We start from the raw sequence: 14825 nt of genomic DNA on the forward strand, positions 1-14825 counted from the left end.
GCGCAAAGCAAGCACAGTGAATGTCTACTTTTGGCCGCTTTCAGCCATTCACGACTTGCTAAAAACGAGTAAGAACTGCGTGTCGTTAATTACCGAAGAACTCAAAGCCACAAGCGGACGTGGCATAGCGTAGGCTGATAAAATCACCTGATACTTCTTTACCGGCATCTTCAATGCAGCAAACTATTCCCCTTTCCCGCCGTTTTTCCTGTGCCCCCATGATGGATTGGACTGACCGTCACTGCCGCTTTTTCCTACGCCAGTTGTCCAAGCACGCCTTGCTGTATACCGAGATGGTCACCACAGGGGCGATCCTGCACGGAGATACCTCACGCTTTCTGCGCCACAGTGTGGCGGAGTACCCGCTGGCTCTGCAGCTGGGCGGCAGCGTAGCGGCAGATCTGGCAGCCTGCGCCAAGCTGGGTGAGGCTGTCGGCTACAGCGAAATCAATCTGAACGTCGGCTGCCCCAGCGACCGCGTGCAGAACAACATGATCGGCGCCTGCCTGATGGGCCATCCACAACTGGTCGCCGACTGCGTGAAAGCCATGCAGGACGCGGTGGATATCCCGGTAACGGTAAAGCACCGCATTGGCATCAACGGCCGCGACAGCTATGCCGAGCTGTGCGATTTCGTCGGCACCGTGCGTGATGCCGGCTGTCGCAGTTTTACTGTGCATGCGCGGATCGCCATCCTGGAGGGCCTCTCGCCCAAGGAGAACCGCGAAGTGCCGCCGCTACGCTACGAGGTGGCGGCGCAGCTCAAGCAGGACTTCCCCGAGCTGGAAATCATCCTCAATGGCGGCATCAAGACCCTTGAGGATTGCCAGCAGCACCTGCAAACCTTCGATGGCGTCATGCTGGGTCGCGAGGCGTACCACAACCCTTACCTGCTGGCCCAAGTGGACCAGCAGCTGTTTGGCTCAACGAGCGCAGTGCTGAGCCGTTTCGAGGCCATGCAGAGCATGCGTGGCTATATCGCCGCGCACCTGGCCGAAGGTGGCAGCATGCACCACATCACCCGCCATATGCTCGGCCTGGGGCAGGGCTTTAATGGCGCGCGGCGCTTTCGCCAGCTGCTCTCTGTGGACATTCACAAGACCAACGAACCACTGGCGCTGTTCGATCAAGCGGCGCAATTGCTGCAAGGCCGCTGACTCGGGTAAGGTCGGTGCATCTGCAACGACAAGGCTGTGTCATGACCTCCAAGCTGGATCAACTCAAGCAGTTCACCACCGTGGTCGCCGATACCGGCGACCTCGACGCCATCGCCCGCCTGAAGCCGGTTGATGCCACCACCAACCCTTCCCTGCTGCTTAAAGCTGCTGCCATGCCTGGTTACAGCGCACTGCTGAAAAGCGCAGTGACTGCCGGAAAAGGCGATCTAGGACTGGCCTGTGACCATTTTGGCGTCGCTGTGGGCGGTGAAATCCTCAAGATCATCCCGGGCCGTATCTCTACCGAGGTGGATGCCCGGCTGTCCTTCGATACCCAGGCCACACTGCAGCGTGCCGAGCGCTTGATTGGCCTGTACGAAGAAGCCGGTATTGGACGTGAACGCGTACTGATCAAAATCGCCTCGACCTGGGAAGGTATCCGCGCCGCCGAGCAGCTGGAAAAGGCTGGTATTCAGTGCAACCTGACGCTGCTGTTCTCTTTCGCCCAAGCTCAGGCCTGTGCCGATGCCGGTGTGTACCTGATTTCGCCCTTCGTCGGGCGTATCTACGACTGGTACAAGAAGGCCGAAGGCCGTGATTTTGTCGGCGCAGAAGACCCCGGCGTGCAGTCGGTTACGCGCATCTACAACTACTACAAAGCCAACGCCTACCAGACCGTGGTGATGGGCGCGAGCTTCCGCAATATCGGCCAGATCGAACAACTGGCTGGCTGTGATCGCCTGACCATCAGCCCCGAGCTGCTGCAGCAACTGGCCGATGATCAGCAACCACTGGTGCGTGTGCTCAGCCCTGGCAAAGCTGCCGAAGCCAAGCAGAGCCTGAGCGAAAGCCAATTCCGCTGGGCGATGAATGAAGACGCCATGGGCACAGAAAAGCTGGCCGAAGGCATTCGTCTGTTTGCCCGCGACCAGGAAAAGCTGGAAAAACTGCTCACCGCTCAAGCCTGAATGGCCTGAACGCAAACGGGGCACTCAATGAGCGCCCCGTTTGTTTAGCCACTCGAATCAATGATGCTCGAGGGCATTGACCAGGTCATGGAAGGCTTCGCGGTTGGACTCATTCAACCCCATGAGAATCCGATGGGCTTCCAGCACCTTGGCACGCACCAGCTCTTCTGACTGATCCTGAGACGGCAGGTCGTCCAGACAATCCGGGCACGGCACCGGCGTATCGACAATATTGAAAACCTGATCAAACCCCATCGACTGCAGCAGGCGTGTGATATCGGCGTGCGTCGTTACCACTGTTGGCAACAGGCCAATTTTCTGCCGCGAGAGTATCGACAACTTGGCCAACAGCCCGAGGGTCGTGCTGTCGATACTGCGAGTTTCGGTGAGATCAATCACGATGGCTGAGAAATTCAGCGCCGTGAAAATTTTCTCAATGGTTGCATCCAGTGCCGAACACAGCGTCAGGCGCACTTCACCGACAAACTTCAGGATGAAGGTACCGTTTTGTTCGGCAAACTGGATTCGACCGGGGCTTATCCCAGGGTTCATGCAAGGTTCCTGCTTAACACCAGCAAGGCGATATCATCCGGCATATCCCCCAGATTGGCCAGCCCAAAAGCCTTGCGCAAGCCATCCAGGGTGCCGCCCGCAGAACTGATCAGCTGCGGCAACAGGGTTTCCTTGTCTTTCAAAGTATCGCCCGGCAGCAGATCGAGGATGCCGTCGGAGAGCAGCGTCAAGCTGAAGGCCTCCGGCAGTTCAAGTTCCAGATCGTTGTATTCGGCCTCGACAAACAGCCCAACCGGCAGGCCGCGCCCTTCCAGGTAACGCGCCTGGCCGTCGCTGTAGAGCACCGGCAGCGGTAAATGGCCGCCAATGCTGTAGGTCAGACGGTTGTTGACCTGGTCGATCACACCGCCAAGCATGGTCACGTGCTTGCCCAGCTTGCAGTTGAGCAGACCACGGTTGATATGACCGAGCACTTCAGAGGGCTTGAAATCCGGCAGGTTGCCGCCGCGCCGCGACTCATAGAGCAGGCGTGTGGTCATAAACTTCAACAGCACGGTGATAAATGCCGAAGACGCGCCGTGCCCAGAAACATCGGCCAGATAAAAAGCGATACGGCTGTCATCGACGCGGAAATAGTCGACAAAGTCGCCCGACAGGTACAGCGACGGAATGATCTGATGCGCGAAGCTCAAGCCATCGGCCTGCCACGGCGTCACCGGCAGCATGTTCATCTGCACCTGGCGACCGGCGTTCTGATCCTCCTGCAGCAGGTGCAGACTGGCTTGCAGTTCGCGGTTGGCGGTTTCCAGCTCGTCGCGGTAGCGCTGGTTTTCCAGGCGCAGGTTGGCGCGGTCCAGCGCACGACGCACTGAATGCTCAAGCACAGCGAGATCCGCCAGCGGCTTAATCAGGTAATCCGCGGCGCCCAGACGCAGGGCCTCTACGGCATCGCTCATCACGCCTGCACCGGACACCACGATCACCGGGGTTTCAACCTGCAGGGCGTTGATGCGGCGGATCAGTTCAAGACCGTCGACTTGCGGCATGCGCAGATCGCAGATCACCAGATCCGGCGACTCGGCATGAAAGACTTCCAGCCCCTGCAAGCCATTAGCGGCCTGCAGCACATGAAAACCACTGTCTTCCAAGTAGGCTGCGAGGCTCGCACGCACTACGTCGTCGTCATCGATAATCAGCAGCGTGGCACTGGTTTTGTGCATGAGGTATCCAGGCAAACTGCGCCGGGTATGGGTTGGGTTTAGTGCGTGAGGGCCGGAGCTTACACGCGCGAACTCGGCTTGCTTTAAGGCGCAGACGGTACTCCCATCCGTTATGCGATTCAAGCGTACGCCGGTCGTCGCAACACGACTTTACACCTCAAATCGGCCAAGGTTATAAGAGCTGCAGGACAACCCCCATAACAAGAGGAAAAAGCCCCATGAGCCAGAATGATCGTGCCTACAGTGAGAAACGCGATTACATCCGCATGCGGCTAGAAGCACCTGTGACCCTGCACCACGATGGCAAGGAGATTCCTGCGCTGTGCCTCGACCTTTCCAGCACCGGCATGCAGCTGGAGGCCGAAAGCGCAGTGAAGACGGGCGACAAAGTGCGTGTACACATCGCGTCGGAGCATAACGAACTGCGCGGCCTGGACGCGCAAGCCGAAGTGATGCGCGTCAGCACCCTGGAAGATGGCCGCCAGGCATTAGGCTTGGCGATTATTTCAATGAACTGACACGTTCAAACAACAAAAAGGCGGCCCTCAGTGGCCGCCTTTTTGTTGTTTGCCATTCATGCTTGGGCGTTGCAGAGAGCGCTGAGCAATAAGGAACGGCTTCAGGCCGTTTGCATGGACATCAGCGACTCAGAAGTCGTCCTCGACCTCGCCATCGCGCACTTTGAATTCGCGATTCTGCAGATAGGCATTACGAATAAAGATGTACTTGTCGCCGCTGACCATACGCTCGGCTTTTAGCAAGTTGGCCCGCAGGCTCACGGCTTCAACCCCAGTCACCACATTGCGGGTCGGGACGTGGTCGATGTGCATCGGCGCAGTCAACATCGAATCAGGAACACGGCCAAACGTATCACGCACGGTGCTTGGCCCAAGTAGCGGCAGCACCACGTAAGGGCCGCTGCCCAGCCCCCAAGCGCCTAGCGTTTGACCGAAGTCCTCATCACTACGCTGCAGCCCCATCGGGGTCGCCACGTCGAAGAAACCCAGCAAGCCGAAGGTGGTATTGAAGATCAAGCGACCGCTGTCCACGCCGGCGTTATGCAACTTTCCCTGCAACAGATTGTTAGCCAGATTGCGCAGATCCCCGATATTGCGGAAGACATTACTGACACCGTCTTCAACAAGTTGCGGCGCCACAGCCTGATATCCCTGGGCCAATGGTTTGAGGGTATAGGCATCAACGTTGTCGTTGACCTTGAACATAAAGCGGTTGTAGCCCTGCCAAGGGTCTTCTTCGTTGGCTTGCGCCAGTGCAGGCAGCAAGAGCACGCCGGTACAGGCAATCAAAAGGCTCAGTCGTTCAATCCAACTCGCACCGGTTACACGCATCACAGTCGCTCCTTGAAAATGCTTAGGCGGCCGCAGGCCGTCAAATCAGGCCGAGCAGTATAAGGCGGCAGCCCACTAAATAGGCAGCATAGCGGACGATCAAATAGCTGAAAATCTTACTGGCTGTTGCCATACAACTCAGCATTCAGCGACAACACGCAAAGAAATAAAGCCTTCATCTGCTTGTAACCTGGGACCGTTAACCTGGACTAGACCATTTTCAAGGACGGCCCATGCAAACGCCCACCACCTCGCCCGCCTTCAATGCCATTCTGTTTAGCCTGTCCGGCTGCCTGGTGGACTTTGGCGCTCGCACGGCCCCTCTCACCTTGCAACGCCTGTACCCGACCGCGGTAAACCTGTCGAACCTGCCAAACGCTCTGGGTCGCGAACCGGAGCCAGCAGAGTGGCTGACATACCAGCAAGCACTGTGCGAGACCGCACGCGCACAGGCTGAAGCCACAGCATCTGCCCTGCCCTTGCTTGAACAGCTGCGCCAGCAAGCGGTGCCCTGTGCCTGGTTAGATGAACTGCCGCGCGATGCCAGCATTAGCCTGGCGGGTGCACTCCCAGAATGGCTTCCAGGTTTCCCGCCCCACCGCCATCGCCCATGGCCAGCTCCAGATGCCATCTGGCTCAGCCTGATGGCCATGCACGTTGATCAGGTTGAAGGCTGCGTACTGGTCAGTGGTGAACCGCGCCTGCTGCAAGCTGCGCTAAGTGCCGGCATCTGGACCATAGGTTTGGCCATCAGTGGCCCATTGTGTGGCCTGGCACTGGCTGACTGGCAAAGCCTGCCAATGGGCGAGCGCGATCGCCTGCGCAGCCAAGCCACCCTGAGTCTTTACCGCCTTGGCGTGCACTCGGTCATTGATCAACTCAGTGACCTACACACCTGCCTGGCGGACCTCAGCCTACGTCGGCACAAAGGTGAAAAACCTTGAAACAGCGCGCTAGGCCTGTATTGCCCGGCGCTTGATCCAAAGCAAGCAAAGCCCTCCAGCTTGGATTAACCTGAAGACATGCCGAACCTTTCGCCCCCGCGCAAGGTCAGTCAATCAGTTGATCATCAAAGGGAGAACCTCATGCCTGCAAGCCGCCTGCAGCAACAACTGCAAGACCTGCGCGACCAACTGGCCGAGCAACCACCACTGACTGAAAAAGAACGTGCTGAACTGTTTGTACTGACTCAGGAAATTGAACTGCAGTTGGCCCGCCAGGCTGCAGCTGCCCCTGACGCAACCCTGATCGACGGAGTAAACCTCGCAGTGGAGCGTTTCGAAGCCAGCCACCCGACCCTCGCCGGCACCCTGCGTAATATCGTGCAGAGCCTGGCCAATATGGGTATTTGAACGCATGCAGCATTAACGAAAACCTCAGCACTTAGCTGGGGTTTTGCATTACTGGCGCACCAAACGCTGATTATCTGGGCTGATCGGCCCGCTGCTGCGATAGGGATTGATATCCAACCCGCCACGGCGCACATAACGCGCATACACCGTCAGGTGCTCAGGCTTGAGCAGGCGCTGCAGGTCGAGAAAGATTCGCTCCACGCACTGCTCGTGAAAATCCGCATGCTGGCGAAAGCTCACCAGGTAGGCCAACAGGCTGGCGTGATCCAACGCCAAGCCACGGTACTCCACTACCAGCGTGCCCCAATCCGGCTGGCCGGTGACCGGACAGTTGGATTTGAGCAGGTGGCTGTGCAGACTTTCCTCGACCACTCGCGCGGCATCACAGCGCAGCAGCTCAGGCTGCGGCTGCGCATAGTTGCTGATGGCTACATCCAGTTCGTCAATGCAGATACCTGGAGCGGCCTGAACACCATCAGCCGTTACCTCTGCCAGACTGCGCACACGTACGCCAACCGGTTTGCCGGCAGCTGCCGAGAGGTCCTGTACCAGTACCGTCACCAGTTCGTCAGCGCTAGTGAACACTGACTGGTTCAGCGAGTTGAGGTACAGCTTGAAGGATTTCGACTCGATGATATTCGGCGAGTCGGCGGGAATGGCGAACTCGCCCATGGCCACCACCGGTTTGCCCGACGGCAACAACCAGGACAACTCGAAACAGTTCCAGAAATCCACGCCCTGATACGGCAGCGTCTCGGCGCTCAGGCCCAGCTCGGCCCATTTCGCGGCACGCGGAATCGGGAACAACAAAGACGGGGTGTAGGTAGCGATGTATTCGCTTGATTTGCCCAGTGGCGAATCTTCGGCGGCGGGATGCATGGAGAAAACCTGGCTAGTCGAAATGCAGCGATTGTATACAACTTTTAAAGCAGATTCAGTGTGGCAAGACCGAGGCCGGCCTTGCCACAGCAGCATCAGGCCAGCTCAGCCACCACCGCTGCCAGCGCCTGAGCGGGATTGGCAGCCTGGCTAATCGGCCGGCCGATCACGAGATAATCCGAGCCCACATCCAACGCCTGACGCGGAGTCAGAATACGGCGCTGGTCATCCTGGGCGCTGCCGGCTGGACGAATGCCGGGCGTCACCAGTTGTAGCGCCGGGTAAGCGGCCTTCAGCGCCTGCGCTTCCTGGGCCGAACACACCAGGCCATCCAGACCGGCCTGCGCCGCCAGCCCAGCGAGACGCAGCACCTGCGCCTGCGGTTCGAGATCCAGGCCAACGCCCGCAAGGTCTTCGCGCTCCATGCTGGTCAGCACGGTCACCCCGATCAGCAACGGCCTGGCCCCAGCGAGCTTGTCCAAAGTCTCGCGGCAAGCCGCCATCATGCGCAGGCCGCCCGAGCAGTGCACATTGACCATCCACACGCCCATTTCCGCCGCCGCCTTGACCGCCATGGCCGTGGTGTTGGGGATGTCGTGGAATTTCAGGTCGAGAAACACCTCAAAGCCCTTGCGGGCCAGCACGTTGACGATCTCCGGCCCGCAACGGGTGAACAACTCCTTACCCACTTTGACCCGGCAGAGCCTAGGATCTAGCTGATCAGCCAATGCCAGCGCGGCATCACGGGTCGGGAAATCCAGGGCAACGATAATTGGGGTCTGGCAAGCGGACATTGGCGGGCTCTCGGGCAAGACAAATTCGGCGCGCATTGTAGCGGATGCGCCGCAGGCTTGCCGCTCCGATGATCCGCCCGCGTCGATATGCTAGGACAATGCCTAAACCACAAACGGCTAGCAGCGACTTGGCAGGCGCCACTGCCTCTCAACGAGCGTAATTAGCGCCTGCACGTTGACCCAAGCGTGTTTGCATTCGAACAGCACGCTGTGGACGATTTTTAGCCACCGGAACTCAAGCCCAGACGCTCACAGCCTCGGCATGTAGCCGTCCACCAATCAGCGCGCCAGCGGATCATCCCAGAATGAACGTTCGCTTTCCTGGATAACATCCGCACGGCTTAAACCCAGATCCTTCAACGCTGCATCATCAAGCATCGCAAGGCGCCGCCGCTGCTCGGCCAACTGCCACCAGCGGGCAAACTGGCGACCAAGCGCACGCAGTATTTCAATCGGCCGACGGCTCTTTAAGCGCCCAGCACTGGCTATTGCATAACCTTTTTGACCTTTCATCTCGTCGCCCTCCTTGTGGGGTTGGCGACAGTCTCGCGCTCGACTTATGATCAATCCAACGAATGTTACTTATGCAATGCATTTCGGAGATTGATGTATGGCCAGTTACCCGAGCATCGACAGCGAACTGCTGCGTACCTTTGTCGCGATTGCAGATCACGGTGGCTTTACACGCGCAGCGGAAATGGTCAACCGCACCCAATCAGCGGTCAGCATGCAGATGAAGCGCCTGGAAGAAGACGTGATGCAGCGTCCACTGTTCATTCGCGACGGCCGCCAGTTCAGCCTCACAGCCGAGGGCCAGCTGTTGCTGAGCTATGCACGGCGTATTCTCAAGTTGCACGCCGAGGTGATGAACAGCATGCGCGAGCCGCATATGGTCGGCACCGTGCGCATCGGCACCCCGGACGACTATGTGATGCGCTTTATGCAGGGCATTTTGGTGCGGTTCGCCCAGTCCTATCCGCTGGTGCAGGTCGAGCTGCACTGCGAACCGTCCTTCCAACTGCTGCAGCGCCAGGACCTCGACTTGACCATCGTCACCCGCGAGCCAGGTACCGAAATCGGCCAGCTGTTGCGCCAGGAACACCTGGCCTGGGCGCAAGCGCGCAACGCCAACCTGCATGAGCTAGAAACCCTGCCTCTGGCGATGTTCAACTCGCAGTGTTTCTGCCGTTCCTGGGCCTGCAACGGCCTGGAAGCGCTGGGGCGTAACTTCCGCATTGCCTACACCAGCCCCAGTCTGTCGGCGATCATGGCAGCGGTCAGCGCCGGCCTGGCGATTACCGCCCAGCTGCAAAGCCTGATCACCCCAGACTTGCAGATTATTGGCGAGGCCGAAGGCATGCCGGCCCTGCCCTCTGCCAGCATCGTGCTGCTGCGCAACAGCAACACGCAAACCCAGGTCACCGAGACTCTGGCCGAACAAATCGTCGAAGGTTTCAGACTTTAAACGCGAGCAATACCGCGCAAAGCAGCAGGAAGCCGGCAAACAGCCCGCGCAGAACGCGCTCTGGCAGCGCATGCGCAAACTTCACACCCCAGCTGATACTTAGCAAACCACCCAGAGCCAGGGGCGCACCCAACAGCCAGTCGACATGATCATGCGCGGCATAAGTCGCCAGCGTAACGGCCGTGCTCGGTGCGGCCAGAGCCAGGGACAGCCCCTGCGCCATAACCTGGCTGGTGCCGAATAGCGTAGTCAGCACTGGCGTCGCCAGTACCGCGCCGCCAACACCAAACAACCCGCCGAGCAAACCGGCGCCACTGCCTAGCAGCGTCAGCCAGGGCCAGGGATAACGCAGGCCAACCGAGAGCATGGCCGGCTTGCTGTACAGTCGAGAGAAGTTGTAGGCCGCCAGTAACACCAGGAAGACCACGAACCCCAGGCGCATGCGCTCGGCGTCCACAGTGACTGCCCAGCCCGCCCCCAGTACGGCAAATATCAGGCTGGGCACCGCCAGGGCCAACGCATGCCGCCAGTCGATACGGTTGCGCTGGTTATAACGCCACAGCGCCAACAGCACATTCGGCACCACCATCACCAGCGCCGTACCCTGAGCCAGCTGTTGATCCAAGCCAAACAACACGCCGAGCGCCGGAATGGCGATCAGCCCACCGCCAATCCCAAACAGACCGCCAAGAGTGCCGAGGGCCAGTCCGAGCAGAAGGTTCAAGGCAAAATCGAGCAAGGTCATCGGTAGGCTCCAGAATGAAGCCGTATAGCCTAATTATTCGCCACTAGCTGCGAAACGCACAGCAACGCAAAATGGCTATGCATACAACGCACAGCAGACCTTGACCATGAACCCCGATAGCCTGACCGACCAGCTCAGCCTGTTTCTCGATGTGCTGGAAACCGGCAGCTTTTCCGCCGCAGCCCGGCGCCACCCGCTGACGCCCTCGGCTGTGGCCCGGCGCATCGATGCATTGGAACGTTCGCTGGGCAGCAACCTGTTCAGCCGCAGCACCCATGCCGTACGCGCCACCTCCGCCGGCCTGGCGTTTGCCGAACGAGCCAGACGTATTCTTGCCGAGTTACATCTGGCCCGTGCCGAAGCCGTATCGCTGAGCAGCGCACCGGAAGGGCTGATCCGCATCGACGCCCCGGCACCGTTCGGCCGGCGCCATCTGGCCCCCGCGATAGCTGAGTTTCTGGTCGCTTATCCTGGGCTGGATGTGCAGTTGCGCCTGATCGACAGCTTCGTCGACCTGCATGGCACGCACCTGGGTGAGGTCGACCTGGTGCTGCGCATCGGCCCCCTTGCCGACACACGCCTGGTCGCCACGGCGCTGTCGCCGATGGTGCGGGTCGTCTGCGCCAGCCCTGACTACCTGGCACGCCGCGGCGTACCACGCAGCCCCGGCGAACTGCTGGAGCATGACGGCCTCGATTGGGACAGCCTGGCCCCGCCTTATGCCTGGCGCTTTGAACAGGATGGCAAGCTCCAACTGTGCCGCCCCAAGCGCCTGCGCATGACTGCCAACAATGCCGAGGCGCTGTTGTTCAGCGCCCTCGCAGGCTTGGGCATTGCCCATCTACCAACCTGGTTGATAAGCGACTATTTATTGCGTGGTGAATTACGGCCGCTGTTCTGTGAAAGCGGCCTGCCGGCGCCCGAACCCAGCGGTATCTACGCCCTGCGTCTGGAGCGTGAAACCGACTCGCGCAGCCGCTTGTTGCTGGAGTTTCTCAAGGCCCGCTTCGGTCCAGTAGCGCCATGGGACCTGGCACTGCAAAGTGGCCTGCAACGTAGTTAAAGGCTGATACAGCAAGCATAAAAATAGTCGGAAGCCTTGATCAGCATCGCGCAGCGACGCCCCAAAGACTGGCCGCCCTGGATGGCTGGCCATAAAAAAGCCCGACGCTAGGTCGGGCTCTTTCTTCTCGCCGTTAAAGCCGATCTTAGACCGGTGCTTTAGCGCGGGATTTGTACTCACCGGTACGGGTATCGATTTCGATCCAGTCGTCGATGTTGCAGAAGTCAGCAACTTTGATCTCGGTGCCGTTGCTCAGCTTAGCTGGCTTCATCACTTTGCCAGAAGTGTCGCCACGGGCGGAACCTTCGGTGTAGGTGATCTGGCGAACGATGGTAGTCGGCAGGTCAACCGAAACCACTTTACCTTCAAAGAATACGGCTTCGCAGACGTCAGTCATGCCATCGACGATGTACGGCATTACGCTTTCCAGATCGTCTTTGTTTAGCTCGTACTGGTTGAACTCTTGGTCCATAAAGACGTAGTTAGGCTCGCTGTAGTACGAGTAAGTCACGTCTACGCGATCGAGGATCACCGGCTCCATTTTGTCGTCGGCTTTGTAAACAGTTTCAGTCGAAGAGCCACTCAGCAGGTTCTTCAGCTTCATTTTAACGATGGCGCTGTTACGACCGGACTTGGTGAATTCGGCCTTCTGGATCAGCCAAGGTTGGCCGTCAATCAGGGCCACACTGTTGGGCTTCATTTCTTGTGCGGTTTTCATACGAATATCCGGGTTTGGATGGAATTACAAAATTCTTGGCCGCGTATCATAGCCAATTTAGGTAAAACTTCACCAGCGCCTCGGCAAGATCAGCCTGAGAAGCCCGTTGCAGACACCACTGTTCGGCGTGTGTCTGCTGCTCGGGCCAGCGTTGCAGCAGCTGACTCCAGCTTTCTTTGACCGATTGACCGGTATTCCAGGCATGCCACAGCTCGACCAAGGCACGCTGCCCATCCGCTGATAAACCCGCTTTATAGTGCGCAAGAAACGCATCGAGCTTTTCCAAGTGGATGTCATCAGCCTGCTGGTAGATGTGCCAGAGCAGCGGCCGGCCAGCCCATTGCGCACGCACAAAGGAGTCCTCGCCGCGCACCGCATTGAAATCACAACTCCACAGCAACCGGTCGTACTGGTCCTGCTGGATAAACGGCACCACCTGGATATGCAGCTGACCGCAATGTTTCATATCGCCAGCGCGCAAGGCTGAGCAACCAAGCCACGTTTGCAGGTCCTGCAGAATGCGCCCTTCCGGCACAAGCAGCTGATTGATCTGGATATCGGCAGCCAGCACGTCCAGCCAGCTGGCCAGCGCGACGTTCTCATAGGCAAACAGCGAAATCAGCCGCGCACCGGGCAATGGCGCTACGCCGATACTGCGCAGAAATACCTCGCGAGCACCGCTGTCCACCTGAAACGCACGACGCTGCTCAAGCAAATCACGTTCGCGCAACAAACCACCGCTGCCGGCTGTAAACCCAGGAAAGAAGAAGAACTTCGACAAGCCGTTGGACTGGAGGGATGGCAAACCGTGGCAGCCCTCAACCCACTCCTCGGCGCTCAGGTATTCAAGGTTGAGCCAAAGCGGTTTCTGCGCACGCCGCACCATCGCCGCTATATAAGGAGCGGGCAACTCACACGCAAAAGCCTCGATCACCACATCAGCGGGGTCTACGGCCTGCCAATCATCGCCCCACCGGCGGACTTCGACGCCTTGTTGGTGTTGTCGTAGCGCGGCCACATTGGCCTCCGGGCACAGCCGCGCAAACGCACTCAAATCATCCACCCACAGCCGCACAGCCAAGCCATGCTCGGCCACTAACTGTCGAGCCAAGCGCCAGGTAACCCCGATATCACCGTAGTTATCGACAACGCTGCAGAAAATATCCCACGTGGGACGCATGGGTGGCTCCGTTATGTAGTGCACTCACCTTAAAGACAGCCAAGCCTTCAGCAAATGCCAGAAACGAAAAAGCCCGACACAAGGTCGGGCTTTTCGTCAATCAATCTGGCGGTGAAGGTGGGATTCGAACCCACGATACGATTTCTCGTATACACACTTTCCAGGCGTGCTCCTTCAACCGCTCGGACACTTCACCGGGTCTCGACACACATTGCTGTCTGTCGAGGCGCGCAAATGTAGCCGAACAGCCCGCCAAAGGCAAAATCTTTTTTCAAAAGATTCATGTGCTTATGCCAAATGCTGGTCCTCGGGGGAGAACTTAGCGGGATTGGGTTCAAATCGGTGTTGGCCGAACAGAATAAAGCCAAGCGAGATAAACAGGCTGAAAGCAAACAAGCCCAGCACGCCGCCAGGGTTTTGGCTGCGCGGCTCACTGGCCAGCCAGAGCAGCCCGAGCATTAGCAGCAAGGCCAATGCAACGCGCCAGCACCTAAAACAGAGGGTTAAACCACGCATAGCGTCATCGCTCATAATAAAGCGTCGACGGTAGCGGTGCATCCGCACAGCCGACCAATTGCCGATATTGATCAAGGTCATAGCTGAAGCAGCCGCACTCGCTGACCAGCCAGTCAGCCATCGTGCTTTACCTGGCCAGTGCGGATGAGTAACGTCTGCTGCACTTCAGCACAAGGAACCCGACCATGAGCGACCTGATCAGCTACCAACTCGACGATGGCATTGCCACACTGACCCTGTGTAATGGCAAGGTGAATGCCATCTCCCCGGATGTGATCACTGCCTTCAATGCAGCCCTGGATCGCGCCGTACAGGACAAGGCCATCGTTATCATCACCGGCCAGCCGGGCATTCTGTCGGGCGGCTACGACCTCAAAGTGATGACTTCCGGCCCGCAAAATGCCATCAACCTGGTGGCTTCCGGCTCCACTCTGGCGCGCCGCATGCTTGCTCACCCCTTCCCTATCATCGTTGCCTGCCCAGGTCATGCGGTCGCCAAAGGTGCCTTTATTTTGCTCTCGTCCGACTACCGTATCGGCGTTGAAGGCGCGTTCAGCATCGGTCTCAACGAAGTGCAGATCGGCATGACCATGCACCACGCTGGCATCGAGCTGGCCCGTGACCGCCTGCGCAAATCAGCCTTCCACCGTTCGGTGATCAATGGCGAGATGTTTGACCCGCAAAGCGCTGTGGATGCTGGCTTCCTCGACAAAGTGGTGCCAGCCGAACAGCTGCACGCCACAGCCCTGGCAGTTGCCCAGCAGATGAAGAAAATCAACATGACGGCGCACAAGAACACCAAGCTTAAAGTGCGCAAGGCGCTGCTCGAAGCCCTCGACCAAGCCGTCGAGCTGGACAAACAGCACATGGTGTAAACGCATCGTGCAGCACCAGGAGCCCGGCCTT

Annotated in this window: 18 protein-coding genes and 1 tRNA gene; 8 read left to right on the top strand and 11 right to left on the bottom strand. The window is 58.7% G+C overall.

Annotated elements, in window-relative coordinates; translation table 11 throughout:
• Positions 1-173 precede the first annotated feature (173 nt).
• Together dusA and tal are read left to right on the top strand one after the other, a co-directional pair.
• The gene (dusA, locus tag HCI85_RS00190) at positions 174-1157 is read left to right on the top strand and encodes a tRNA dihydrouridine(20/20a) synthase DusA (protein WP_167140926.1); all 984 of its coding nucleotides are present in this window, start codon (positions 174-176) and stop codon (positions 1155-1157) included.
• Positions 1158-1198: 41 nt separating this feature from the next.
• Positions 1199-2125, top strand: a complete 927-nt coding sequence (gene tal / locus HCI85_RS00195; RefSeq protein ID WP_167140928.1) for a transaldolase — start codon at positions 1199-1201, stop codon at positions 2123-2125.
• A gap of 57 nt (positions 2126-2182) precedes the next feature.
• Here the strand turns inward: tal and rssC are convergent, their stop codons facing one another.
• Both rssC and rssB read right to left on the bottom strand, forming a co-directional pair.
• Entirely contained in the window at positions 2183-2665 is a 483-nt protein-coding gene (gene rssC / locus HCI85_RS00200; protein WP_090251069.1) for an anti-sigma factor antagonist RssC, read from the bottom strand.
• An 8-nt stretch (positions 2666-2673) separates the two neighbouring features.
• Positions 2674-3858 (bottom strand): two-component system response regulator RssB, encoded by a 1185-nt coding sequence (gene rssB / locus HCI85_RS00205; protein ID WP_167140930.1) that lies wholly within the window; start codon positions 3856-3858, stop codon positions 2674-2676.
• Positions 3859-4076: 218 nt separating this feature from the next.
• Between rssB and HCI85_RS00210 the strand changes: the two genes are divergently transcribed.
• Complete coding sequence (locus HCI85_RS00210) at positions 4077-4376, top strand: PilZ domain-containing protein (protein ID WP_090247735.1); 300 nt, start codon at positions 4077-4079, stop codon at positions 4374-4376.
• Positions 4377-4505: 129 nt separating this feature from the next.
• Here HCI85_RS00210 and HCI85_RS00215 read toward each other — a convergent pair whose 3' ends face one another.
• Positions 4506-5207, bottom strand: coding sequence for an MlaA family lipoprotein (locus HCI85_RS00215; RefSeq protein ID WP_090247737.1), 702 nt, complete (start codon positions 5205-5207; stop codon positions 4506-4508).
• 233 nt (positions 5208-5440) lie between these two features.
• Between HCI85_RS00215 and HCI85_RS00220 the strand changes: the two genes are divergently transcribed.
• On the top strand, positions 5441-6151 hold the full coding sequence (locus tag HCI85_RS00220) for an HAD family phosphatase (RefSeq protein WP_167140932.1): 711 nt from the start codon (positions 5441-5443) through the stop codon (positions 6149-6151).
• A gap of 141 nt (positions 6152-6292) precedes the next feature.
• Complete coding sequence (locus tag HCI85_RS00225; protein WP_167140934.1) at positions 6293-6559, top strand: DUF4404 family protein; 267 nt, start codon at positions 6293-6295, stop codon at positions 6557-6559.
• A 48-nt stretch (positions 6560-6607) separates the two neighbouring features.
• Here HCI85_RS00225 and queF read toward each other — a convergent pair whose 3' ends face one another.
• The 3 genes from queF to HCI85_RS00240 form a co-directional block, all read right to left on the bottom strand.
• Complete coding sequence (gene queF / locus HCI85_RS00230; RefSeq protein ID WP_167140936.1) at positions 6608-7438, bottom strand: NADPH-dependent 7-cyano-7-deazaguanine reductase QueF; 831 nt, start codon at positions 7436-7438, stop codon at positions 6608-6610.
• 95 nt (positions 7439-7533) lie between these two features.
• The gene (gene pyrF, locus HCI85_RS00235) at positions 7534-8232 is read right to left on the bottom strand and encodes an orotidine-5'-phosphate decarboxylase (RefSeq protein ID WP_167140939.1); all 699 of its coding nucleotides are present in this window, start codon (positions 8230-8232) and stop codon (positions 7534-7536) included.
• Positions 8233-8511: 279 nt separating this feature from the next.
• Positions 8512-8745: a DUF1127 domain-containing protein gene (locus HCI85_RS00240; protein WP_167140941.1), complete on the bottom strand. Its 234-nt coding sequence runs from the start codon at positions 8743-8745 to the stop codon at positions 8512-8514.
• Positions 8746-8842: 97 nt separating this feature from the next.
• On the opposite strand from HCI85_RS00240, the gene HCI85_RS00245 reads away from it, so the two are divergent.
• Entirely contained in the window at positions 8843-9697 is an 855-nt protein-coding gene (locus tag HCI85_RS00245) for a LysR family transcriptional regulator (protein ID WP_090247747.1), read from the top strand.
• Here HCI85_RS00245 and HCI85_RS00250 read toward each other — a convergent pair.
• A complete protein-coding gene (locus tag HCI85_RS00250; protein ID WP_176600611.1) occupies positions 9687-10442 on the bottom strand; it encodes a sulfite exporter TauE/SafE family protein in 756 nt (251 codons plus the stop codon). The genes HCI85_RS00245 and HCI85_RS00250 overlap by 11 nt on opposite strands.
• A gap of 106 nt (positions 10443-10548) precedes the next feature.
• Here HCI85_RS00250 and HCI85_RS00255 point away from each other — a divergent pair, with 106 nt between their 5' ends.
• Positions 10549-11505 (top strand): LysR family transcriptional regulator, encoded by a 957-nt coding sequence (locus HCI85_RS00255; RefSeq protein ID WP_167140943.1) that lies wholly within the window; start codon positions 10549-10551, stop codon positions 11503-11505.
• A gap of 145 nt (positions 11506-11650) precedes the next feature.
• On the opposite strand, the gene efp is transcribed toward HCI85_RS00255, so the two are convergent.
• The 4 genes from efp to HCI85_RS00275 all read right to left on the bottom strand — a co-directional run bounded on the left by efp (position 11651) and on the right by HCI85_RS00275 (position 14000).
• A complete protein-coding gene (gene efp, locus HCI85_RS00260; RefSeq protein WP_090247751.1) occupies positions 11651-12223 on the bottom strand; it encodes an elongation factor P in 573 nt (190 codons plus the stop codon).
• A 46-nt stretch (positions 12224-12269) separates the two neighbouring features.
• A complete protein-coding gene (earP, locus tag HCI85_RS00265) occupies positions 12270-13403 on the bottom strand; it encodes an elongation factor P maturation arginine rhamnosyltransferase EarP (protein WP_167140951.1) in 1134 nt (377 codons plus the stop codon).
• 106 nt (positions 13404-13509) lie between these two features.
• Positions 13510-13599, bottom strand: a tRNA-Ser gene (locus HCI85_RS00270).
• Between the two features lie 92 nt (positions 13600-13691).
• A complete protein-coding gene (locus HCI85_RS00275; RefSeq protein ID WP_167140953.1) occupies positions 13692-14000 on the bottom strand; it encodes a hypothetical protein in 309 nt (102 codons plus the stop codon).
• A gap of 104 nt (positions 14001-14104) precedes the next feature.
• On the opposite strand from HCI85_RS00275, the gene HCI85_RS00280 reads away from it, so the two are divergent.
• Positions 14105-14794: a crotonase/enoyl-CoA hydratase family protein gene (locus HCI85_RS00280; RefSeq protein ID WP_160084797.1), complete on the top strand. Its 690-nt coding sequence runs from the start codon at positions 14105-14107 to the stop codon at positions 14792-14794.
• Positions 14795-14825: the final 31 nt, after the last annotated feature.

The organism is Pseudomonas sp. OTU750018, from assembly GCF_011636575.1.
Taxonomy (GTDB): Bacteria; Pseudomonadota; Gammaproteobacteria; order Pseudomonadales; family Pseudomonadaceae; genus Aquipseudomonas; species Aquipseudomonas peli.